The 24,723-nt window shown below is 35.1% G+C and carries 22 protein-coding genes; 6 read left to right on the forward strand and 16 right to left on the reverse strand.

Features of this window, described 5'->3' with window-relative positions; translation table 11 throughout:
* Positions 1 to 136: 136 nt before the first annotated feature.
* A complete protein-coding gene (gndA, locus tag ACTH6U_RS07500; protein WP_294101266.1) occupies positions 137 to 1,543 on the reverse strand; it encodes an NADP-dependent phosphogluconate dehydrogenase in 1,407 nt (468 codons plus the stop codon).
* Positions 1,544 to 1,817: 274 nt separating this feature from the next.
* Between gndA and ACTH6U_RS07505 the strand changes: the two genes are divergently transcribed.
* Together ACTH6U_RS07505 and ACTH6U_RS07510 are read left to right on the forward strand one after the other, a co-directional pair.
* A complete protein-coding gene (locus tag ACTH6U_RS07505; RefSeq protein WP_294101269.1) occupies positions 1,818 to 3,401 on the forward strand; it encodes a TerC family protein in 1,584 nt (527 codons plus the stop codon).
* A gap of 174 nt (positions 3,402 to 3,575) precedes the next feature.
* A complete protein-coding gene (locus tag ACTH6U_RS07510; RefSeq protein WP_441831928.1) occupies positions 3,576 to 3,926 on the forward strand; it encodes a hypothetical protein in 351 nt (116 codons plus the stop codon).
* A gap of 175 nt (positions 3,927 to 4,101) precedes the next feature.
* On the opposite strand, the gene asmA is transcribed toward ACTH6U_RS07510, so the two are convergent.
* The 6 genes from asmA to apbC form a co-directional block, all read right to left on the reverse strand.
* Complete coding sequence (gene asmA / locus ACTH6U_RS07515) at positions 4,102 to 5,946, reverse strand: outer membrane assembly protein AsmA (protein ID WP_434720083.1); 1,845 nt, start codon at positions 5,944 to 5,946, stop codon at positions 4,102 to 4,104.
* A 133-nt stretch (positions 5,947 to 6,079) separates the two neighbouring features.
* Complete coding sequence (gene dcd, locus ACTH6U_RS07520) at positions 6,080 to 6,661, reverse strand: dCTP deaminase (protein ID WP_336428562.1); 582 nt, start codon at positions 6,659 to 6,661, stop codon at positions 6,080 to 6,082.
* 114 nt (positions 6,662 to 6,775) lie between these two features.
* A complete protein-coding gene (gene udk / locus ACTH6U_RS07525; protein ID WP_294101276.1) occupies positions 6,776 to 7,420 on the reverse strand; it encodes a uridine kinase in 645 nt (214 codons plus the stop codon).
* 172 nt (positions 7,421 to 7,592) lie between these two features.
* A complete protein-coding gene (gene htpX, locus ACTH6U_RS07530) occupies positions 7,593 to 8,549 on the reverse strand; it encodes a zinc metalloprotease HtpX (RefSeq protein ID WP_441831929.1) in 957 nt (318 codons plus the stop codon).
* 105 nt (positions 8,550 to 8,654) lie between these two features.
* Positions 8,655 to 9,215 (reverse strand): LemA family protein, encoded by a 561-nt coding sequence (locus ACTH6U_RS07535; protein ID WP_294101282.1) that lies wholly within the window; start codon positions 9,213 to 9,215, stop codon positions 8,655 to 8,657.
* 227 nt (positions 9,216 to 9,442) lie between these two features.
* On the reverse strand, positions 9,443 to 10,555 hold the full coding sequence (apbC, locus tag ACTH6U_RS07540) for an iron-sulfur cluster carrier protein ApbC (RefSeq protein ID WP_294101284.1): 1,113 nt from the start codon (positions 10,553 to 10,555) through the stop codon (positions 9,443 to 9,445).
* A gap of 249 nt (positions 10,556 to 10,804) precedes the next feature.
* Between apbC and metG the strand changes: the two genes are divergently transcribed.
* From metG to cdd, 4 genes are all read left to right on the forward strand, one after another.
* Entirely contained in the window at positions 10,805 to 12,832 is a 2,028-nt protein-coding gene (gene metG / locus ACTH6U_RS07545; protein WP_441831930.1) for a methionine--tRNA ligase, read from the forward strand.
* A 281-nt stretch (positions 12,833 to 13,113) separates the two neighbouring features.
* Entirely contained in the window at positions 13,114 to 13,581 is a 468-nt protein-coding gene (locus tag ACTH6U_RS07550; protein ID WP_294101289.1) for a CidA/LrgA family protein, read from the forward strand.
* The gene (locus ACTH6U_RS07555) at positions 13,581 to 14,276 is read left to right on the forward strand and encodes a CidB/LrgB family autolysis modulator (protein WP_294101292.1); all 696 of its coding nucleotides are present in this window, start codon (positions 13,581 to 13,583) and stop codon (positions 14,274 to 14,276) included. Before ACTH6U_RS07550 ends, ACTH6U_RS07555 begins: the two co-directional genes overlap by 1 nt.
* 189 nt (positions 14,277 to 14,465) lie before the next feature.
* Positions 14,466 to 15,353, forward strand: coding sequence for a cytidine deaminase (gene cdd, locus ACTH6U_RS07560; protein ID WP_441831931.1), 888 nt, complete (start codon positions 14,466 to 14,468; stop codon positions 15,351 to 15,353).
* Positions 15,354 to 15,509: 156 nt separating this feature from the next.
* Here cdd and ACTH6U_RS07565 read toward each other — a convergent pair whose 3' ends face one another.
* The 9 genes from ACTH6U_RS07565 to ACTH6U_RS07605 all read right to left on the reverse strand — a co-directional run.
* Positions 15,510 to 16,166, reverse strand: a complete 657-nt coding sequence (locus tag ACTH6U_RS07565) for a hypothetical protein (RefSeq protein WP_294101297.1) — start codon at positions 16,164 to 16,166, stop codon at positions 15,510 to 15,512.
* A gap of 10 nt (positions 16,167 to 16,176) precedes the next feature.
* Positions 16,177 to 16,818, reverse strand: coding sequence for a hypothetical protein (locus ACTH6U_RS07570; RefSeq protein ID WP_441831932.1), 642 nt, complete (start codon positions 16,816 to 16,818; stop codon positions 16,177 to 16,179).
* Positions 16,819 to 16,974: 156 nt separating this feature from the next.
* Positions 16,975 to 18,273: a hypothetical protein gene (locus ACTH6U_RS07575; RefSeq protein WP_441831933.1), complete on the reverse strand. Its 1,299-nt coding sequence runs from the start codon at positions 18,271 to 18,273 to the stop codon at positions 16,975 to 16,977.
* A gap of 358 nt (positions 18,274 to 18,631) precedes the next feature.
* A complete protein-coding gene (locus tag ACTH6U_RS07580; protein ID WP_441831934.1) occupies positions 18,632 to 19,024 on the reverse strand; it encodes a hypothetical protein in 393 nt (130 codons plus the stop codon).
* A complete protein-coding gene (locus ACTH6U_RS07585) occupies positions 19,017 to 19,766 on the reverse strand; it encodes a hypothetical protein (RefSeq protein ID WP_441831935.1) in 750 nt (249 codons plus the stop codon). The genes ACTH6U_RS07580 and ACTH6U_RS07585 overlap by 8 nt, the downstream gene beginning before the upstream one ends.
* A 72-nt stretch (positions 19,767 to 19,838) precedes the next feature.
* Positions 19,839 to 20,444, reverse strand: a complete 606-nt coding sequence (locus ACTH6U_RS07590) for a hypothetical protein (protein WP_434720090.1) — start codon at positions 20,442 to 20,444, stop codon at positions 19,839 to 19,841.
* Between the two features lie 602 nt (positions 20,445 to 21,046).
* Positions 21,047 to 23,155, reverse strand: a complete 2,109-nt coding sequence (locus tag ACTH6U_RS07595) for a hypothetical protein (protein WP_441831936.1) — start codon at positions 23,153 to 23,155, stop codon at positions 21,047 to 21,049.
* A gap of 13 nt (positions 23,156 to 23,168) precedes the next feature.
* Positions 23,169 to 23,885 carry a hypothetical protein gene (locus ACTH6U_RS07600; RefSeq protein WP_441831937.1) on the reverse strand — a complete coding sequence of 239 codons (717 nt, stop codon included), beginning with the start codon at positions 23,883 to 23,885 and terminating at the stop codon, positions 23,169 to 23,171.
* Positions 23,886 to 24,001: 116 nt separating this feature from the next.
* A partial coding sequence (locus ACTH6U_RS07605) for a hypothetical protein (RefSeq protein WP_441831938.1) occupies positions 24,002 to 24,723 on the reverse strand: 722 nt, incomplete at its 5' end.

Consider the following 24,723-nt stretch of genomic DNA (forward strand, 5'->3'; position numbering starts at 1 on the left):
TAATACTCTAATTTAATTATATGCAAAAAAGCCTAACGTGAAGTGACTTATTTAAGAGTAACTAAACTTGAATAGCAAATAGGCGCTAATAAATAGCGCCTATTGACTGACGTCATAACTTACAAGCTATAATAAATTATTCCATCCACTCAGTATGGAAAACACCTTCTTTATCAGTACGTTTATAAGTATGAGCACCAAAATAGTCACGCTGAGCTTGGATCAAGTTCGCAGGCAATACTGCTGAACGGTAGCTATCATAATAGGAGATAGCCGCTGAGAATGTCGGCGTTGGAATACCATTTTGAATGCCGTAACAAACAACATCACGTAGAGCTTGTTGATATTCATCAGCAATTTGTTTGAAGTAAGGTGCTAACAGTAGATTGGCAATTTTGCCATTATCATTGTATGCATCTGTGATTTTTTGTAGGAATTGAGCACGGATAATACAACCTGCACGGAAGATTTTAGCAATTTCACCGTAGTTCAGATCCCAATTATATTCATCTGAAGCTGCTTTTAATTGCTGGAAACCCTGAGCATAAGAAACGATTTTACCTAAGTACAATGCACGACGTACTTTTTCGATAAATTCTTTTTTATCGCCTTCAACCGCTTTTAATACTGGTCCGGTTAATACTTTAGATGCAGCAACACGTTGGTCTTTCAAGAAAGAAATATAACGAGCAAACACAGATTCAGTAATTAGGGTAACAGGAATACCTAAATCAAGAGAACTTTGGCTAGTCCACTTACCGGTACCTTTATTTGCCGCTTCATCTAAGATAACGTCAACAAGGTAAATACCATCTTCATCTTTTTTCTTGAAGATATCAGCGGTAATTTCAATAAGATAGCTACTTAATTCTCCGTTATTCCATTCAGAGAAAGTCGTTGCTAGCTCTTCATTGTTTAATTTTAAAGCGCCTTTTAGCAGTGAATACGCTTCTGCAATTAATTGCATGTCGCCATATTCAATACCGTTGTGAACCATTTTCACATAATGACCAGCACCATCTGGACCCATATAAGCAACACAAGGCTCGCCTTCTGCTTTAGCGGCAATTTGTTTTAAAATTGGGGCAACAAGCTCATAAGCTTCTTTTTGGCCACCAGGCATAATTGAAGGGCCTTTCAATGCACCTTCTTCACCACCTGAAACACCAGTACCGATGAAGTTAAAACCTTGCGCTGATAGCTCACGATTACGACGAATGGTATCTTTATATAAAGTATTACCACCATCAATTAAGATGTCACCTTTGTCCAAATGAGGCGTTAGCGCAGCAATTGTTTTATCCGTCGCTTCGCCAGCTTTAACCATCAACAAGATGCGGCGTGGTTTTTCCAGAGAGTCAACAAACTCTTCGATAGTATAGTTGGGAACTAATTTTTTCCCTGGATTTTCGGCAATAACTTCATCTGTTTTATCTTTAGAACGATTAAAGATAGAAACAGAGTAACCGCGGCTTTCAATATTCAGCGCTAGGTTGCGCCCCATGACAGCCATTCCGACAACACCAATCTGCTGCTTTGACATGAAAAACTCCCGTCTGATTTGGATCAAGTCAGCCTCTATTGTGCTGACATTCTGTTAACCTGATCACATGTTAACTCAGGATTGTGCTCCTTGGTAGTGATTGATGCACTGTTATTGGGTCAATAATAACTATTGCTGCTATTGATAAGCTCTAACTAATAATTTTTTTCCAGAATCATCCAACTTAGATGAATTTGTATTGAAATTTAATAAAACAAACCGCATTATTCACCTGTCGGCATAAGCCGTTATCATAGAAGGTAAAACAAACTGTATGGAATGGATCGCAGATCCTTCGATTTGGGCTGGTCTCGCAACCCTTATCGTTCTAGAAATCGTTCTTGGTATTGATAACCTCGTCTTCATAGCCATTTTGGCAGATAAACTCCCGCCAAAGCTACGTGACAGAGCCCGTGTAACTGGATTAATGCTTGCGCTAGTAATGCGAGTGGTTCTCCTGTTTAGCCTGTCATGGTTAATAACGCTAACCAAGCCCATAGTTACCCTATTCGAGCACCCTTTTAGCGCCCGCGATCTCATTATGTTAATCGGGGGATTATTCCTATTGTTTAAAGCCACAATGGAACTAAATGAACGGCTCGAGGGTAAAGACGAACACGCGAGTGCCCAACGAAAAACATCGAATTTCTGGGCGGTGGTTGCACAAATCATCGTCCTTGATGCCGTATTCTCCCTAGATTCTGTGATAACTGCCGTCGGTATGGTTGACCATATTGGTGTCATGATCGCCGCCGTAACCATTGCTATGGCACTGATGATCTGGGCAAGTAAACCGTTGACGAGTTTTGTTAATCAGCACCCAACTATCGTTATTCTCTGTCTCAGCTTCTTGCTGATGATTGGTTTTAGCTTAGTGGCAGAAGGATTTGGCTACGCTATTCCGAAAGGCTATCTATACGCTGCGATTGGTTTCTCTATCATGATTGAGATGCTAAATCAATTCGCACAGTTTAACCGTCGTAAGTTTCTTAAAGGTGCTCGCCCACTGCGTGAGCGTACCGCCGAAGCGGTTTTACGTATATTAAGTGGTAAGCATGAAAGAGCTGACCTTGACCCTCATACCTCTAATTTAATCGCGGATAACCAATCTGTTTTTGACCCACAAGAACGTTTGATGATTGCCCGTGTATTAGGTATGGCTCAGCGCAACGTCGAAAGCATTATGACCTCTCGTCATGATGTGGATTATTTAGATATCAATAAGCCATCAAGTGAATTATTACAGTTGATGGAAAAAAATCCGCACTCTCGTTTTGTCGTCGTCGATGAAACAATCAGTGATGAACCTGTTGGTATTGTTTATATTCTTGATTTAGTAAAACAACAACTAAGCGGTCAACCATTAAATTTACGCGAATTGATCACACAGCCGCTAATCTTCCCTGAAGGGCTATCACTGTTAAAAGCATTAGAACAATTCCGTAAGGCCCATACCCACTTTGCTTTTGTGGTAGATGAGTTTGGTTCTATAGAAGGTATCGTGACATTAACTGACGTGATGGAAACTATCGCCGGTAACTTGCCTGTTGGCGAAGAAGAGAATGACTCACGCCACGATATTCAAAAACTCGATGATGGCACTTGGATAGCCAATGGTTTTATGCCACTGGAAGACTTGATTATGTTTATTCCAATGGAGCTGGATGATAAACGTGAATACGAGACTATTGCAGGGCTACTAATGGAACATCTACAACGTGTTCCACAAGTTGGCGAACAAGTTACTATCAATGGCTGTATTTTCCAGCCGTTAGAAGTAAATAGCCATCGAGTCAATAAAGTATTGATCACCCCTCCTGCGCCAGTAGGAGATGGTTATGAATATGAAGATGACTAATTAGCTCTATTTTTACTGATACCGACCTATATGGTCGGTATTTTTTTGCCTAAAATCCTAATCTCATCGAGACAAAGCTCAATAAATTAATGCAGTGGCGTTTTTTAAAAGAAACAAAGTCGATTATATTAAATAATCCATACCATTCAGCAGGCTTATACACGAGAAACCATCATGAATGCTATAGATAGAAAATCATTACAAACATCATTAAACACTGACTTAACTAATATGGCTAACCAGCCATCAAGCTTTCAGAATTCAAACGTAGTAAGCTCTACTACGAATATAAAAAATCAATCAATACCATACCCTCAAATGGGTACTATAAATAAAACCAATAATGATGAAAAACTTAAAAAAATAAATGTCAATATTCAAAAAATTATCGAAGAGATTCGTCAGAATTGTCCTCAGTTGATTAAACTTGATCTAAAAAGAAACCATATATCTAATTTAAATAACCAACTGAATGAGTTAAATAATAATATTCAAAAACATATAGAGTTATATAAAAATAAATAAAAATTAATTTATATTATCAAACTTAAAAACAATAAGTCTTACCTTTAAATCAGGTAAGACTAAGTTTATTATATCATTTAATAAATTACTCATATTGCAATTTTTTATTAAAATAGCGCCGTAACAGTAAAACTCCGGCCTTAACCGGAGTTTTACTGAATCATTTAATCTATTTTTATAACGCATTTAATAAATTATTCAGCCCTTGTTTTTCTTCTTTTTTAAGCCAATTACCCAATGCTTCTTTGGCCTGTGTTCGTAATTCATTACGTAACAGTTTTTCCACATCTAGCTGATATTGCAAACTATGCCAACTACCATAAATACGTAAAGGAACAGTCATGGCTTGGAGTTGCTGGACAAGGCGTGAATCACCGCCCCAACCACCCGCAATATTCACGCCTAAATTTACATCAATAGTTTCTTTAGGCACATTAACACGCCCTTGCCCACTAATGTTCACAAGCGAAGATGTAGCACGTAAAGATGATATATTCATATCGCCTTTATTCAAACGACCTGAGACCGTGAATAAATCGACCTCAGTATAATTACCCGTATTAACAGGAGCATTAATCTTATTGGTTACCCGAGAAATAGATTGCTGAATAAGTTGTGGGATATTTAACCCAGCAAGTTTGGCATTGGTTAATTCAAAATTGAGCGGCCCTTGCCAAAGATTTTTAACTGCATAATCATCATAACCGACACCGGATAACGAGGCTTTGAGCGAAATAATACCACTAAGTTTTTCAGGCATTTTAAACGCCTGTAATAGCGGCGTTAAATTGATATTTTTGAAATCAGGTTTTGCCGATACTTGAGCAGGAATAGCGCTGTAATTGAATGTAACGGGTAAAGAAAATTGCCCACCGAACGCTTTACCTTCTAATGTTGAAATCGTAAAGCGTGGTGTTTGATTTTGTGCACTAAACTTCACATCAGTGACAGACATACCCCGATAAATAAGATTGCCCACTGTTAAATCAATATCTGCTGTAAATGACTTTAGACCCGACAAATCATATTTTTGTGCATTCGAACCCGATATAACGGGTTTCACTCCCACTCTTGCAGAATTATCTACGGCTGCTGCTGGCGAGGTCGCTGATGAATGCGGCATGCCTAATAAACTATCTACATTTAAACTATCGGATGATAGCTTAATGATAATCGCAGGAATCTCCGTTAAATGAATACTGATATTACCTTTTAATTCACTTTCATTAGCCTTAATCATTAAATTATCAAGACTTGCAGTTCCTGAATCTGATTTAACATACAGAAAATCGGTTGTTATCTGCCCTGTTATACCAGCCTGAGGTAAATCAACACCACTAAATTGATAATCAAATTGGGTCAGTTGTCCACTGATTTGCTGGTTAAATTTAGACAGGTCAATGTCAGCTTGGGTATCAAAACTCAGTTCTTGTTGGTTTTTATTCAGGTTTCCACTGAATTTAACGGTCACTATCTTATCATCACTTTTTTTCAATGATAAATTGATATTACGTAGGTTATATTCATCTTTTTTAGTTTGCCAAATCACTAAGCTATTAGAGATATCTATTTTTTCGATGTCTAACAACCATTTACTTTTATCTGTCGAATCAACATCTACATGACTACCCTCAGGCGGAACTGGAGAGTTAAGCTTAATTTGTGATTCGCTTTCAGGCGTTTTACGGATAACCGCACCATCTAAAACAATTTGTTCAACAGATAAACGATGGGAAATTAACGGCCATAATTCAACATCTAAGCGCATATTATCTGCACTAAGAATAGGTTGAGTTGCCTCTGGGGCGGTGATAGAAATAGGACCGGTGATAATACTTAATGTCGGCCAAACATGCCAACGCATATCACCTTTAAATTCAAGCTGATAACCACTTTTTTTCTCTACTTGCTCGACAAGATAATGCCTAAAATCATTCGGATTTACTAACATAACTAGCGTTGTTAAACCCGCTACCACGACCACAAGTAAAATAATTAATGTCGTTAAAAAGCGTTTCATTCATCCCTCTCCTAAACTATTATGCCTGCTTTGCCATTAAATTAGGCTCACACCATATTTATCCTTGAAAATAAGTAAAAATCATCTCTCTAATATCCATTACAAGAGATAATTTCCACCGTAGCCGACTTAATCAGTCTTCACTAATGCGACTACCAACAGCACCTTGTTGGTTTTTATACTTAGCATCTTGCCGACTATTATAAGGACGATCAGCACTGCCTGACAATGGTTCAAAACTAAGAGCGCCAATAACCATACCTGGGCGTAACGCCAACGGCAATTTACCTGAATTATAAAATTCTAGCACAATTTGACCACGCCAGCCGGGATCGATACGGTGTGCAGTTACATGCACCATCAAGCCTAGTCGGGCTAATGATGAACGACCATCTAACCAACCTACTAGATTATCAGGCAACGTAACAGACTCAAGGGTAACGGCCAGCGCTAACTCTCCTGGATGGAGAAAAAATGCTTCATCGTTTTTAAGTACGATTTCATCACTCATTACACGTTCTAAGGCAGCATTAACTTCATCTTTTGGGCCACTAAGATCAATAAATGCCGCAGTGTGTCCTCGAAAAACACGAAATTGATTTCCAAGACGTACATCTGCAGTCGCACCACTGATCCGTTCAATCGGTGGGCGTGGGCTTATCTCTAACCGACCTTCGTCCATCCACTGAATAATATCGCGGTCACAAAGACGCATAATTGTTTTCCCCTTCATTATTTATGCCTATATTCACGTTTATGCCAATATAGGCTTTTAAATCAAAGACAGTTTCATCGCCATTAAAACTGTCAGTTGATTAACCTAACGTCATTAATCTTTACAAAACTCACCAATTTTAGCTTTCAAGACGTCAATCGCCACACGGTTTTTACCACCTCGTGGAACAATAATATCGGCGTATTGTTTAGACGGTTCAATAAATTGCAAAAACATAGGACGAACAGTTCTATTATATTGATCAATGACGGAGTCCAATGTTCTGCCTCTTTCATTTACATCACGTTTTATACGGCGCATCAAGCAAATATCAAGCGGAGTATCGACAAATATCGAAAAATCCATTTCCTCACGCAGGCGTTTATCCGTTAATAACAAAATGCCTTCAATAATAATCACTTTTTTAGGTCTAAAACTGAGCGTTTTGGCTTTGCGGGTGTGAGCGACATAGTCATATTGAGGGATTTCGACGGATTGACCACTTTTGAGTAGTTTGAGGTGTTCATAGAGCAGACTGTGATCCATCGAGTTGGGATGGTCATAATTCACTTTAAGGCGTTCTTCCATTGGAATATTTGTTTGATCTTTATAGTAACAGTCTTCTGGAATAACACCGATATTATGATCGCCAACTTGTTCTCTTAACTCCCGATATAAGGTACTTGCGATAAGGCTTTTGCCCGATGCAGAGGCTCCTGATATACCTACAATGGTACATTGATGCGCTATGTCAGTCATAAAATGGTAACCTGGTTAAATAATTCTAAAATGAAATGCATAACAGTAAAGTGTTATGGTTTGCGGAATTATAGGAGGTAATGGCGCGCTGTTCCAGCATCAGTGAACAAAGACCGATAAAAAACGCGCCTAATTTGATAAATAGCCCATTTGCGAGGTAAAATACTTCAATTTAAAACTGTTTACGACCTTCTAAAGCAGCAATTCGATTTTCAATTGAGGGATGGGTTGAAAAAACCGAATCGCCTTTATTAAAAATATAGGCAGCTTTACGATAAGCTTGCCCTGTACTGGAATGCTCATATTCATTAGATTGATGCTTACCCGATATTTTCTTTAAAGCACTTATCATGGCTTGGTTATCTGACGTTAAATCAACCGCAGCGGCATCCGCCATATACTCACGCGTACGCGATAAATAAAAATAAAGAATTTGAGTTATCCAAGGCAAAATAAAATTAAGCACCAGTAAAATAATTTGCGCTTTATTTGCCGCATTATTGCGACTACGCCCTGCACTACGAATAAAAATCTGACTAAAGATATTGGTAATAGTTAATATCACGTTCGCCAGTATTCCCACATATAAAGTGAGCTTAGAATCACCATGAATAATATGCCCGACTTCATGGGCCATTACCGCTTGAACTTCTTGGCGATTTAACGATTGTAAAAGACCACGAGTGACACCAACGAGACCATTTTTTGAATTCCAACCCGCAGCAAATGCATTAGGTTCATCACTTTCTAAGATATACAACCGCGGTATATAACCTAATGTTGCACTTAAACTTAGCTCTTCTAAAATGTTAATTAGCTGTTTTTCTTCAGGTGTACTAGCATTTTCTAAGGTAATTTCTTTGGTATCCATACCTGCCAACATCATTTTATGACCTCTAAAATGAATATAAATAAGCCCAAGAAAGGTCAATGCTAAAATAATAAAAGTCGCCATAGGCAGTTGTTGGAAAGTGATAAACGCTAACATATTATCTAATAGGTCAATGCGCTCATCAGGATGTGTTGCCGAATCAGCAAGCAATCCAATAATCAGCATCAACAATATATAACTCACAACGACTAATCGTGTACGAATGTTGTTTTTACGTATAACGTTTCTAAAATCCATAAACAATCCTGTCATCTGAAGACATTTACTATCGAGATGCAAAAATGCATCTCGATTTTAACCTGTATTGCTAATTATTTTTCGTCATTTAGATGAGGCATTTAGTTAGTCGAAATTAATACGGCGAGACTCTTCCGTTTTAATCGTTTCTTCATCAAGACGCCAGTATTCTTTAGAGATTTTTAAACTAGGAATTATGCCAACAATAATGGCGGCTGGCATAGACGCAATATACGCATTATACGTTTCTAACGCGCGATTATAACCACGTTTAGCAAATGACAATTTATTTTCAGAAGAGATAATCTCTTCTTGTAAATTGGCCATAATAGCGTCTGATTTAAGCTCAGGATAAGCTTCTACCGCCACATTAATCGCACCACTTGTCACCATTTTTGACAACGCATTTTCAGCTTCGCGAGCGGTATCACCCGTTGCGTTTTGTGCCTGTGTTCTCAGCTCTGTAATTTTGCTGAAAACCTCAGTTTCGTGACTCAAATACTTTTTAACTGTTGCCAACAAGCTATCAAAAACTTTTCCGCGGCGATCTAATTGGACGGAGATCTCTGTCTCGCTCGAAACAACAGCTTCACGTAATGCAACAATGCGATTATAAAAATAAATAACAATCAGCACTAACACGACAATAAAAATTAAAAATTTCATAATCACCTTTTAGGCATTCGCCATAGGAATAAAATTTGTTATCAATATTTATTGATACAAGCATCTATAAATAAGTTCATAGGCACATTCTACCCATCATCGGGAAATAAAGAAACAATCGAGAAATAAATCAGAAAAGAGGTAAAACAAGAAGAAAAATGACATCAATAATAAAAGAGGCTATCTGAAATAGCCTCTACCAATCTCTATACATTTAAACTATTTATTTAAACTGCACGAAAAGAGATCTCAGTCGGGATTTTATCCCCTTCCCAATACATTAATGCAGAAATACCAGAAGCAATTTCACGATATATATCCGCAAACTCACCTTCAGGATCACGCATTACTGTTGGTTGTCCACGGTCAAGATCTTCACGCAAAGAGATATGCAAAGGAACTTGCCCTAACAATTTAGTATTGTATTTCTCTGCGAGTTTTTCAGCACCGCCAGTCCCGAAAATAGGCTCAACATGCCCACAGTTACTGCAAATATGTGCGCTCATGTTTTCGACAACGCCAAGTACTGGCACATTGACTTTTTTAAACATGACAATCCCTTTCATCGCATCCACTAGTGCAATATCTTGCGGAGTGGTCACAACAATAGCGCCCGTTACAGGAATATTTTGAGAAAGTGTTAGCTGAATATCACCAGTACCCGGAGGCATATCGATAACTAAATAGTCTAAATCAGGCCATAAAGTATCTTGCAACATTTGCATTAATGCTTTGCTCGCCATCGGGCCACGCCATACCATCGCGTTATCGTCAGTGACTAAATAACCAATCGAGTTAGTGGCGATGCCATATGCCATAATTGGTGCCATATGTTGGCCATCAGGTGATGATGGACGTTCAAGCGTGGTACCTAACATATTTGGAATTGATGGACCATAAATATCAGCATCCAGAATACCAACTTTAGCACCTTCTTGAGCGAGCGCTAATGCCAAGTTAACGGAAGTGCTGGATTTCCCCACACCACCTTTACCAGAACTTACCGCTAAAATATTACGAACGCCCTTAATGCCGGCTAAATCGTTCGCACGTTTTAGGGTAGTGATATCATGGCGAAGCTTCCACTCAACGGCGTGAGCACCAGTAAGCTGTTTCAATTCTGCCGTTTTTTCGCTGATTAGTGCTTTAAATGGCCCTTTCCAAACGAATGGCATAACTAATTCGACATGCAGCACATTGTCCAACATAGCACAGTGGTGTAACGCTTTGATTGAAATCAGATTACGCTGTAGTGTTGGGTGTGTAAATGAAGCCAAAACAGTGGAGACTTGTTCAGTCAGCAGTTCTGGTTTGTTCTGCTCGGGAGATTTATCGCTCATCCCTGCTCCTTTATTTTATATTTTTAAACTATTTTAAACTACTTTTTAACTCTATTACTTTTACTATGATTAATCATAACAGAGAACATAAAAAATAGTGACCGCCAAGCTAACTAAAAACCACTAAGTGTAAAAAATTTCTTTTCTTTTTCACAATAATTACCGATTAATATTGTATTACCCTAGCGACATCAGTTTTGATGAGTTAACATCAAAGACCCTTATAATAATGGAAGTAAGAAAGTTACTATGTCTCAAGTCGCGAATAAACTACTGGTAACCTGTGCGTTACCCTATGCTAACGGTTCAATCCATCTCGGTCATATTCTGGAGCACATTCAGGCTGATATTTGGGTCCGTTATCAGCGAATGCGCGGCAAAGAGGTTCATTTCATCTGTGCTGATGATGCGCACGGAACACCAATCATGCTTAAAGCTCAACAACTGGGTGTTTCCCCAGAAGATATGATTGCCGAAATGAGCCAAGAGCATCAGAACGATTTTGCTGATTTCGCCATTAGTTACGATAACTATCACTCGACTCACAGTGAAGAAAATAAAACGTTAGCGGAACATATTTATACACAGTTGAAAAATAATGGTTTTATTAAAAACCGTACAATTTCTCAACTGTATGACCCAGAAAAAGGCATGTTCCTGCCAGATCGTTTCGTCAAAGGTACTTGCCCAAAATGTAAGTCAGAAGATCAATACGGCGATAACTGTGAAGTCTGCGGCGCAACCTACAGCCCAACAGAGCTTATCAACCCGCGCTCTGTGGTTTCGGGTGCGACACCTGTTATGCGTGATACTGAACACTTTTTCTTTGATTTGCCTGCATTTAGCGACATGCTACAAGCATGGACTCGCTCTGGTGCCCTACAAGAGCAAGTCGCTAATAAAATGCAAGAATGGTTTGAGTCTGGCTTACAGCAATGGGATATCACCCGTGATGCGCCTTATTTTGGTTTTGAAATTCCAGATGCGCCGGGTAAATACTTCTATGTATGGCTAGATGCGCCAATCGGTTACATGGGTTCATTTAAAAACTTATGTGATAAACGTGGCGACTTAAGCTTTGATGAGTTTTGGCAGAAAGATTCAAAAACAGATCTTTATCATTTTATCGGTAAAGATATTGTTTATTTCCACAGTTTATTCTGGCCTGCCATGCTTGAAGGCAGTAATTACCGTAAACCAACCAATATATTTGTTCACGGATATGTCACGGTTAATGGCGCTAAAATGTCTAAATCGCGCGGTACATTTATTACTGCTCGCTCCTATTTGGATCATCTCGATGCTGATTGCCTGCGTTATTATTATGCCGCTAAGCTTTCTTCACGCATTGATGATATCGATTTAAATTTAGAAGATTTTATTCAGCGCGTAAACAGCGATATCGTCAACAAAGTCGTCAATCTAGCCTCACGTAATGCTGGCTTTATTACAAAACGTTTTGATGGCAAGTTATCCGCCAAATTATCTGAACCTGAGCTGTATCAACAATTTATTGATGCTGCACAAACCATTGGTGATGATTATACTAACCGTGATTACGGCAAAGCTATTCGTGAAATCATGGCATTAGCTGATATTGCTAACCGCTATATTGATGAGAAAGCACCTTGGGTGGTCGCAAAACAAGAAGGTAAAGACCAAGAACTACAGGATATTTGCTCTATGGGCATTAACCTGTTCCGTGTATTAATGACCTATTTAAAACCCGTTCTGCCAGGTCTAACTAAACGCGTTGAAGCTTTCTTGAATGTTGAATTGACTTGGGATTCTATCAACTCACCGTTATTAGACAGCCATGTAGCGCCGTTCAAAGCGTTATTTAATCGCATTGAAATGTCTAAAGTGGAAGCGATGGTTGAAGCCTCAAAAGAGAGCATTAAGCCCATCTCAACACTGACAGGCCCACTTGCTGACGACCCGATTCAAGAGACAATCACCTTTGATGATTTTGCAAAAATTGACTTACGTATTGCATTAATTAAGCAAGCTGATTTTGTTGAAGGCTCTGATAAGCTGCTAAAATTATTGCTTGATATTGGTGGAGAAACGCGCCAAGTGTTCTCAGGCATTCGTTCTGCTTACCCTGATCCTAAGCTGTTAGAAGGTCGCTTAACCGTCATGGTTGCAAACCTTGCTCCACGTAAAATGCGCTTCGGTATTTCTGAAGGCATGGTGATGGCAGCAGGTCCTGGCGATAACGATATCTACCTACTTAGCCCTGATAACGGTGCTCAGCCGGGTATGCAAGTAAAATAAATAACGAAACCCAATTGGGCATGCGTTAATAACTAAGTGAAAAGCGGAGAAACGATACTCTAAATAGTTTAAGTTGTATGTGAATAGTAAGCGAAGATATTCCAAGGTGCATAGAAATGCTATGTGACTCAGAAATCTGAAAATTAACTATAACCAAAGCAACTTGAAGTATGATGAGTATTCAGTTCTCCGTTTTTTTTTACAGCTTTTTTTTGTGATCCCTAGCACAATTACAAAGTTAATTGTATGATGAATGAATATAGAGTAACAGGACAAGTCTCATGTCATTTAAACAGGTGATGATAACTGGATGGCAATACTTGCGAGCTTTCGCAATTCTTTACCTCTGTCTTATTGTCGGAAACCTAATTTCTACACTTCTTCCATTCGCTATTCCCGGCAGTATTGTTGGTATGTTAATTCTGTTTATATTACTGGCATTCCAGATTGTTCCCGCACATTGGGCACAACCAGGCTGTAGTATCCTATTAAAAAATATGACAATACTTTTCGTTCCTATTGGGGTTGGGATCATGAATTACTATGATCTTTTAAGCCAACAAATGATCCCCATTTTAATTTCATGCTTAGCAAGCACACTCATTGTGATGATTGTCGTTGCCATCAGTTCTAACTATGTTCATAAAGAACGCCCAGTTGTTGGCGTAAAACCTGACGAAGTTTCACTCCCCCCTGAAGAGACCCTGTCTTCTGTTATCGATAATGATAAAACTAAGGGGAATGAATAATGTTAGAGCATATTTGGTGGTCACTGCCGCTCACTATTGTGGTGTTTTATCTTGCTCGTCTGCTTTCGATTAAATGCAAATTACCTGTGCTTAATCCTTTGCTCATTACTATTGCGGTTATTATTCCATTGCTTATTGTTACCAATACTTCTTATGAGCATTATTTTGCAGGTAGTAAGCTTTTGAATGATTTATTGCAGCCTGCGGTAGTAGCATTAGCGTTCCCGCTCTATGAGCAAATGCATCAAATTCGCGCACAATGGAAATCACTATTTAGTATTTGTTTTGCAGGTAGCCTTGTCGCTATGTTTACGGGTGCCGCGATTGCATTATGGCTTGGAGCAACACCTGATATTGCGGCATCTATCCTACCCAAGTCGGTTACTACTCCAATCGCCATGGCTGTCGCAGATTCTATTGGTGGAATACCTGCTATTAGTGCCGCCTGCGTACTTTTTGTTGGGATACTCGGTGCAATGTTTGGTCATAGTTTATTCGATGTCTTGCGGGTTCGTACACATGCATCAAGGGGATTAGCAATGGGAACCGCTTCTCATGCACTCGGTACTGCACGTTGTGCTGAGGTCAATTATATTGAAGGGGCGTATAGCTCACTGGCACTAATGACTTGTGGTGTCATCACATCATTAATTGCCCCATTTATATTTCCTGTCATTATTCATCTTTTTAGCTAAACTCATTAATAAGATAAATAAGAGCGATTACATATCCTCTTATTTATTCTTTAAACGATAAAAACATGAGATACATCTCTCATTTGTAATATTTGTTTCATTCATTTCATTGTAAAATAGACTTAGATCACATTTTGTTAGGTGACTAATTGAATAGAATGAGAGTAATTAAAATAGGGAGGGTAATTCATGCATTCAAGATTTAAAGCCGCTTGGTCCCAGCTTCCAGAAAAACTACAGTCTGTACTTAGGCCTATTATTGATCAACCTAATTTCCCAGCAATGCTAACCGCTGAACAAGTCAAACACATTAAAAATGAATGTGATTGTAATGATTCTGAACTTGCATTTTCACTCCTACCATTTGCCGCATCCTATGCGATTACCCCCATTTCTCACTTTTATGTAGGCGCAATCGCTTGCGGTGAAAGTGGTAATATCTACTTTGGTGCCAACATGGAATTTAGCCAAGTATCGATGGGACAAGTTATTCACGCAGAACAATGTGCAGTCACTCATGCATGGTTAAAAGGTGAGAAAAAACTGACTTCAATTACGGTGAACTATACCCCTTGTGGCCACTGCAGACAGTTTATGAATGAATTGCGTGAAGGTGGCAACATCATGGTTCATTTGCCAGAGCGTAAACCCGCAACCTTACATGAATATTTACCTGATTCATTTGGTCCAGCGGATTTAAATATCACCACACTGTTAATGGATACCACTGACCACGGCTATAAAACACCAAGCCGTGACAGATTATTATGTGCTGCTATTGAAGCCGCAAATCAATCTCATGCTCCTTATAGCGAGTCCCATTCTGGTATTGCATTGCAATTGAAAGATGGCTCTTTATTTACAGGGCGCTATGCTGAAAATGCCGCGTTCAACCCGAGCTTACCACCGTTACAAGCTGCATTGATCATGATTAATCTTGCAGGTAAAGATATTCATGCTATCGACCAAGCCACTTTTGTTGAAAAACAAGATGCTATTGTTAAACATTGGTGTGTAACTGAAAATACATTAAAAACATTAGGCTGCCAGCAAGTTGAGTTGGCTTATATCAATTAATTTAATGATTATTTAAAGTAACGGTTATTGCTGGAAGTTTGAATAAACAGCAATAACCGTATAGTTGCTATTAGACTTTAATTTTGTTCATAAAACCATTTACAAATAAAATGAACATCATAATAGCCCCCATAATTTTAATTAATAATTAACCTCTTAGTATATAAATTCATTAACCAGTTTTTCTGTTTCATTTATCGTGTCTTCTAATGTAATAACTAAAGGGATTTTTCGCATTTTCTCTAACCAAGCTTGGCTTTGTTTTCGTTTCATCGAGGCTGGCTGCGCAGCTTCTTCTTTCATATCTAGCCAAATACTAACAAATAGCTTTGATTCACCACTAAGTGATTTATTAGAAAAGCTATTTAATAGCTCGCCTATAATTTTCATTTGTTTATCTGTAGATAACACTTCAAATACATCTTTAAACAACCAACCTTCATATGGAATTCCTGAATTTAACCTCGCTTCTTTATTGATATTAATATATTCTTGATAGGTAATATCACCAATTGGAATATTATCACTTTCTTTACGATTTTTCATAACTCGGTCATATGCTAATTTCAGCTCATGTTGATACTTACTTCGTTTTTCACTAGTTAATGAATCACCTCGCTCCTTCATGTGATTATTTAGAAATTCTTGTTCTAGATAAATGAAAATACTAAAATATTTATCATCTGAATTATTGACCTTGTGAAGGCTATATCTATCATTAAAAGCATAACTTTTATTTGTGATAATTAAAAATAATATATTTAGCAAAATAAATATTAATATAGAAATAGATTTAAATTTTAAAATCATCATTAGAACGCCTTTAGTTTTCATTAGAAAGTTTTGAATCATTAATCATTTCTTCGAATACAAAATCTAATTTTCTCTCTATATTATTAACTAAAGTAATCTGCCTCATTTTCATCAACCATCTTTTACTTTTAATTTGCTTATCTGATAATGGCTTAGCTGCTTCCCTTACCATTGTGTACCAAAGTATCATGAATAATTTAATTTCCTCTGCTGGATCATCCTTATTCATAACATAAACAAACTGTTGCCATAGCGTCTCTCTGTTTCTCTCATTAACAACATCTAAAACATCTGCTAAAATCCAAGCATTATATGACATTCCCATTTCATTTAAATTCTTACGATAAAAATATATTGCCTTTTCATGGTTTAAATTTTTAACAAATGCTTCCTTTGGGTACTTTATAAAATTGAAAAATGGATTGTCTTCTTTTTTACTCTTGAGTCTGGCACATTTTTCTCTATCTAATACATCCTTAAATTCATAAAAGTATAACATCTGTAGCTTAAAAAATAGACTAGGTGTTTTAATATCTTTTCTTTCAGAAGAGCTAATTATATTTCCATCATTTTCTTTACCTTTATTTCCTTGAAAAGTTTGACAAGCACCTAGAAGAAAAACTGAAAAAACAACCATTAACTTATAATTCATATACATCCTTGTCACTAATAAATTTAATAATCCACAATCTTAAAAATTATTTATATAAAGAATACATCACTTACATAATAAATAAACATCAGCAATCACTATGCTATTATTAGTAATAAAAATAGTTTATTTTAGTATAAATAGATTTTTAAAATATTAATTAAAGCTAAATGATCCACCCGAAGAATAACCTCTATAACTAAACTCAGGTATACTTGGCATTTGAGGCATTGAATATCTATCTTCAAATGAACCCATTGAGTTATTCATTGATGACATATTATCACTTAACTGACCAACCATATTCTCGAAGTGATGAGTATTTTTCATTGTTTCTTTAGGGAAATCTTTAAAGCCTGGAGTGCCAGGAAGAACAACACTCGGGCGTTCTAGATAATGATTTGTTGTTACTGGTTTTTCATTTACTTTTAATCTATCAAGTAAGCCTGTGGTTAGTGGTGCTAATTGTCTATTCGGTTCAGCTTTTGGATACGTATTTTCCAATATCGATTTCCCTACCATATTATGTGGATACTTAATTGGAGGAGGTGATGATACTCCTCGATTTATAGGCTGAGTTTCAGTCGGTAATATTTTTCTCTCGACCCCATAAATATCTAAATCGCTTTTAGGTATAACCTTTTTTAATTCGTTCACGTTAGCTGCTATAAATTCTTTGAACGTCATTCCTCTTTCTACAAGGTATTCACCGAAGACAGATCCCGTTTCTTTCATATTATCAATGGTTAATAATGTTTCCCCCCAATTAACATAAGATTTTATCGATTCTATCTTTGGATTTTTAATTATTTCAAGAAACATTTCATCACTTAAGTAAATAGAAAATTGAAATTCAGCCAGATCATTGCCTGCAGATTTTAACATTTGAAGATGAACTTCTTCATGTTTACTTTCTGGCAATATCTGGTAAGGAATTGTTAATGTCCATCCATACCTTGATATGCCATTACGCTTAAAAGCATTATAATGAATATGTTGTGCTTCTTGTGATGTTAAATCTCCCCGTATAACTCCATCACTATCACTTCGTGATATGAATGTTAAAAGAGTCTCTTCTGCCAAATCAATTTTTAATTTATCCAAAATAACTTTATTTCCATTTACTTCATTTTTTTCTAACTCTTTAACTATATAATTACTTGCAACCTTTCCAGATAAAGATTTTTTTTTAATCAATCCGTTTGCAATAACAGCATAATTAGAACCTTCTCTTTCTAAGTAATCATAAATAAATTCAGGTTTTTGTATTTTCTTAAACTCTTCATGTACTCTAATAGCTTCATCTGTTTTCACAACAAACTCATCAGTATAATTGCCAACTGACCTTTTTTTCCTTCTACTTTTAATATCTTTTTCCAACACCTCTAATTTAATTTTATTTTTCAAATCAACCTCATTAGAACGAAATAATTCATTTTCTTGATAGTTTATCAAATCATACACACTCCCTATTTTAATATCAATTTCATCTTTGTATTTAACATACCTCATATGAACAGAATATATTAAGTCACAAACATATTTATCTTTTAAGATTATATATTTCTGCTCTTCAATTAGCTCCCCCCCTTTTCATACATAAATAAATCATAGTTATTTTTCAAGTACCGCGCTATATGAGCACTTTTTTTATCAGTGTATTTATCATAAATATCCAATAGGGAATTTATAGTTTTAAAATAATGAATCACTTGGCCTTTGAATGAATCACTATTATTTAATTTACTATTCCAATACTCCCTTCGTTCTTCAGTAGTAAAAAACAACATTGCTATATTAGTATCCCAATATCTCATAAACATATTATTTTTTCTAAAACATTCAGATAGTGTTTATAAATATCCTCACTAGATATATTTATAAACCCTCCTTTACTCATATTATTTTTAAACTTACTTTCTATTAACACCATGTACTCTTTAGCTAGGTCCTGTTGAACCCTATATAATTGTTCTCTTAAATACATGTATTTCAGATCATCACTATAAACATCTAAACCATAATGAAAGTGCAATCGACTTAAGAAACTATGCTCATTATAACTCCCAGGTGCTGTTAATGAATACATATCACCCTTATCAGCAAGATATCTGTAAAACTCTTCCAAATCTCCTTCATTTAAAATAGCCTTCAAATTTACAATATCATTATAATTAATTGAAAAGCTAGCCATATCTTTACTCATAATATTCATCCTTAATAAAATCAATCACAAAAACCTTAGTTTCTTTCATTATATCTCTCCATTTTTTATGTTTATCAAAGCTAAACCTAACCTCTGCTAATATTCTCATTTCCAATATTAAAAAACTCATATTACAACTTAAATATTTATTTTCCAATGGTAACCATAAGCATTCTAAGATAGCAATAACTTCATTTTCATTTTCGAACCAAAAAAAAGTTCTTTTATTTTGAGTTTTTTTTCCACTATATAGTTTTTCAGATACGTTATAATTATCAAAATATTCAACATATTGAAGTTCAGAATCATCGTCATAAAATATTTGACTTCTCTTTCCTAAATATGATGCATTTAGATAATTACTCATTTTCTGTGTTAATGAATAATCTTTCTCTCTAATTGGCTTCAATATAATTCTTATCGTTTTTTCATCTATTTCAAGATGAAATTTTTTTTTGGAATCAACACTTGTCATATAAGGCCAATACGTGGTTAGTGTTAATTCTCTAAAATTAGCCTCACACCCTTTTTTATTTTCAATAAATCTTGGGTCAAAATAGCTATACCCTTCATATTCCGCAAATGGAAAAGCATACTTGACAGGAACCTCTATAACAGTGCCATTAAACTTACCACAAACAAAGCCCGGTCTATTTTCTGCATAAACATTTATAGAAATTAATAATAAAAACATATTAATGATAAATTTAATTATGTAATTAATAAAAATACAAAATCTCATAATTTCACCTATTCAGCTAATTTAACAATACCTAAATTATAAAAAATGAGAATAATAAAATATAATTTCTAATCATGCTTTAAATGAAATAATTACACGTTCAAGTCTATTGATCCATCTTTTGCTTTTCTCGATCTTATCTAAGTCCGATACATTTTTCATTTTATCCCAAAGAAATAAAAATACTTTTTTTTCACTTTCATGGGAATCATTCGCCAGTGCATTTAGCATGTCATCCCAAATCTTTTGATTAGTTTCATCATCTAAGACATCAAAAACATCTGCAAAGAACCAAGCATCAAAGGGCATGTCACAGGCTGTAAATGCTTTTTTATTTATCTCAGCAGCCTCTTGATAACTAATATCCCTGCTAGTCGTAGTACTGCCATTTTCAAAACGTTTTGAAAGCACTTCTAGATGAGCTAATGCGTGTTCATAATGGTATTTTTTAAAATCTTTATTTGATAATGGTTTATTATATTCAACCATCACTTGCTTCATATATTCTCTGATCAAAATAATAAAAATACCTATTTCTTTCTTACTATTATAAGAGTTTTCAATATTATCTGATTTTACTTTCTCTTTTTTGTTTGTTAAAAATCCATTTCCATATGAAAGATTGCAAAGAGAAACAATCAATAATATGGGTATTATTAATATGTTTTTAATTTTCATCTATAATTTACCCCAAGATTAAAATATAAATTAATAACCCTAAGCTAGAACAGTTAAAAACTTGCAGCAATATATGATATTTGAAAATATAATTTAGCTTATAGTAAACTAATTTTTTTACTCACTAACTCATTAAAAACAGAGAAAAAAACATTAAGAAAATTATCCATAAGGAAGTTAAACACTTGTTTAAAAATATGTTGAGATAAAAACAATTCATTCATACTTGACTAACCGTGATCTACCCATCGTAATGACGACGTGAACAGCAGCTAAAATTCCCTTCTTCCCATAAATTCCTTATCATATAAGTAATATAAATCGGTAAATATTTTAACGCTTTTTTATCATTATTTACTGTACATATTTGCTGTTTAGCTTAGGAATTTGTTGAAAAGCAAGATGCGATTATCAAACATTGGTGTGTTACCGAAAATACATTACAGGCACTGGGTTGCCAAAATATTGAATTAGCTTATTTGGATTAGTTCTCTCGTTTCTATTTTCCATATATGGTTATTGCCAACAAATTAATTGTTGCAATAACCATTTTTTATGTTTCATAATGAGCTTAAAAAATTGAAAATACTTTAATTTAACAACTAACTAAAAAATGAATTTGATGAATAGCTAGAAAATCGAGAGGGAATATTTAATGCTGTCCTGTCTGAAAAATAGTTATTAGAAGAACCATCGAATGGATCCATTGATGACATATTGTCGCTTAACTGACCAACCATATTCTCGAAGTGATGAGTATTTTTCATTGTTTCTTTAGGGAAATCTTTAAAGCCTGGAGTGCCAGGAAGAACAACACTCGGGCGTTCTAGATAATGATTTGTTGTTACTGGTTTTTCATTTACTTTTAATCTATCAAGTAAGCCTGTGGTTAGTGGTGCTAATTGTCTATTCGGTTCAGCTTTTGGATACGTATTTTCCAATATCGATTTCCCTACCATATTATGTGGATACTTAATTGGAGGAGGTGATGATACTCCTCGATTTATAGGCTGAGTTTCAGTCGGTAATATTTTTCTCTCGACCCCATAAATATCTAAATCGCTTTTAGGTATAACCTTTTTTAATTCGTTCACGTTAGCTGCTATAAATTCTTTGAACGTCATTCCTCTTTCTACAAGGTATTCACCGAAGACAGATCCCGTTTCTTTCATATTATCAACTGTGGATACGGTATTAGCCCACTCAACAAATAAATTAAATTTCTCTTTAGAAGGATTTTTTATTATCTCTGTCATCATCTCATCGGTTAAATAAAGCCCAAACTCAACCTGTTGTTTATTACTTCCTGAATTTGATATCATTTCATCATAAATTTCATTATGTTTTTCAATAGGGATAATCTGTAGTGGAATTGATAATGTCCAGGCATCTTTAGGTAAATTTTCACTTATAAATACGTTATCATGTATATCTTCAATATCCCGAATAGTAAATTTCTCACGCAAAACTGTCGTTTTTTCATTATCAAATTTATCAAGTAATTTTTGTCTCGTTTCTAATGCCACCTTAAATTGTATTCTTTTTAAATCATTATGATTTAATATTATATTATACTGTTTTGCTCTTTCAACTAAGAAACTTGTTGCCATTTTTCCTGCAGACGAGTCGCCTCTAACAAGTCCATTGGGGATCACTCCATACTCTTCATTATTTGCTTCTAAATAGTTATATAAAATTTGAGGATCTTTTTTCTCTTCTAATTTTTCACCCATCTTCTGTACATCTTTTAAATGCAATTCAAATTTATCCTGATCATTCGCATCAAGTAATGCAGCACGTTTCTTCCTGCGATTATACCTATTTACACTAATTTCATTCATTATAGATTTTAATTTTTCTTCCTTATCCTCCCAAAATAGTACATTTTCATTTTTCATTAATGTGATAGCATCTTGGGTTAATAGATTATCAGAGATTACATAGTGAAATGTCCATGGAATGGTATCACCAAGGACTTCTTCCTCTATTTTTATACTTTTATTTACGCTATCAATAAGATCTTTTAGCTCAGAATCCGAACTTATAATATCTATATAGTTATCAATATTAGAATTAATTAAGCCTCCATATTGTGTAATATAAAAATTATTATTTAACCATACCTTTATTCTTTCTTTTCCATGTCCATTGCTTAAAATATATTTCTTAATCATCATATTATATATTTTATAGTGATGACTAACTTGTTCTTTAAATCCAGAGGTAGAATTTAACCTATGCTCCCAAAGCCCCTGTCTTTCATTCGGAGATAGTGACTCAAATACTCTATTTAAATACCAATCATCAATACTAAACCAACTGTCAGAGCAAGATTTTTGATTAATTTCAAATAACTCTTCATAATTAATTTCAGTTAGCTCAACAAACTTACCCCCTGAGTTATTTAGTTTATTTTCCAGCAGAATAAGATACTCACTTGCTAATTTAAAATCTATTTCCTTATACTTATCATCACGAAATTTCTCATCTGAAATAAAATCACTATTGAATGAAAAATATAACGTCGAACGCCCCCAAAAATTAGTATCACTCCCACTCACTCCTGCAAATAGTGCATATCGATCACCTTTATTGGCCAAATATTGATACATTTCCTTCGAGCTTTTATTTTCTCTTAATAGTTTTTTAGTTGTAATAAGATCATTTTCTGTAAATATCCTGCTAGCACTATATATTGTATTGTTTGACATTAAAAATCCTTTTCTATTTGAGATGATTTATTACAAACCCCTTTGATTTTAATAAAATTGTCCTCCACTGATACAACTGTTTCCAGTTTATATTCACTTGAATATAAGTATCAACTTCAGGTATTCGCCCATTAACTTCACAGAAGTAATATTCATTTTTTACTTGTACCCAATCACAACGAATAACACCTATTACTTCACTTTTACTTTCAGACCAATAAACTCTTCTTTTTCTCTGATAATATTCAGTTTCACTCACCATTAATCCTTTACCTTCATATTCAACAAAATATAGATCAAGTTCATCATCATAATAAACACCACTTCTTTTACCAAAAAAATCGTTATTAATTGAATTATCCCTAAGTTCGTTCATTGTTGCCGTATCATTTGTGATTGGTTTTACTGTTATTTTTATTTCCTCTATATTTGGGTCTAACCCCATTCTATCAACGGGTTTCATTTCGGGCCATGTCATTCTTAAAGGCAATACGGTAAAATTAGCATCACACCCTTTTTTGTTTTTGATTGCTCTACGGTCAAAATAACTATACCCTTCATACTCAGCAATAAAATCAACATAATTCACAGGTACTTCAACAGTGTGTCCATTAAACTTACCACAAACAAAGCCCGGTCTATTTTCTGCATAAACATTTATAGAAATTAATAATGAAATAGTATTAATAATAAACTTAATTGTGTAATTAACAAAAACACCAAACCTCATAATTTTACCTATTGAACTAATTCAATAATAATTACGCTATGAAAATAATAAAATTATTCCCTGTAAATACCCTGCTAGCACTATATATTGTATTATTTGATATTAAAAATCCTTTTCTATTTAAGATGATTTATTACAAATTTTTTTGATTTTAATAAAATGCTTTCCCACTGTGTTAACTGTTTCCATTTAATAACTACATTAAAATAAGCATCAACCTCTGGAATACGACCATTAACCTCACATAAGTAATATTCTTTTTTTGATTGCATCCAGTCACAATCTATAATACTAATTACCTCATCATTATGCTCGGACCAATAAACTCTATATTTATCTTGATAAATTTCATCTGAATAAGTTGTTGCCTCGTCTTTTAAGTACTCAACAAAATACAAATCAAGCTCATCATCATAATAAATGCCACTTCTTGCCCCCCAATAATCACTATTTATTAAATTATCTCTAAACTTATTCATTGTTGCTTTATTATTCGTCATTGGCATTACCGCTATTTTTATCTCCTCTGCATTTTGCTCCAATCCCATTCTATCAACGGGTTTCATTTCGGGCCATGTCATTCTTAAAGGCAACACGGTGAAGTTAGCATCACACCCTTTTTTATTTTTAACCGCTCTCCGATCAAAATAACTATACCCCTCATACTCAGCAATAAAATCGACATAATCCCTAGTTACTTCAACAACATTACCGTTAAACTTACCACAAACAAAACCCGGTCTATTTTCTGCATGAACATTTATAGAAATTGATAATAAAAAAATATTAATGATAAATTTAATTATGTAATTAATAAAAATACAAAATCTCATAATTT

Origin of the sequence: Providencia sp. (assembly GCF_052096715.1) — a bacterium.
In the GTDB taxonomy this organism is placed as follows: Bacteria; Pseudomonadota; Gammaproteobacteria; order Enterobacterales; family Enterobacteriaceae; genus Providencia.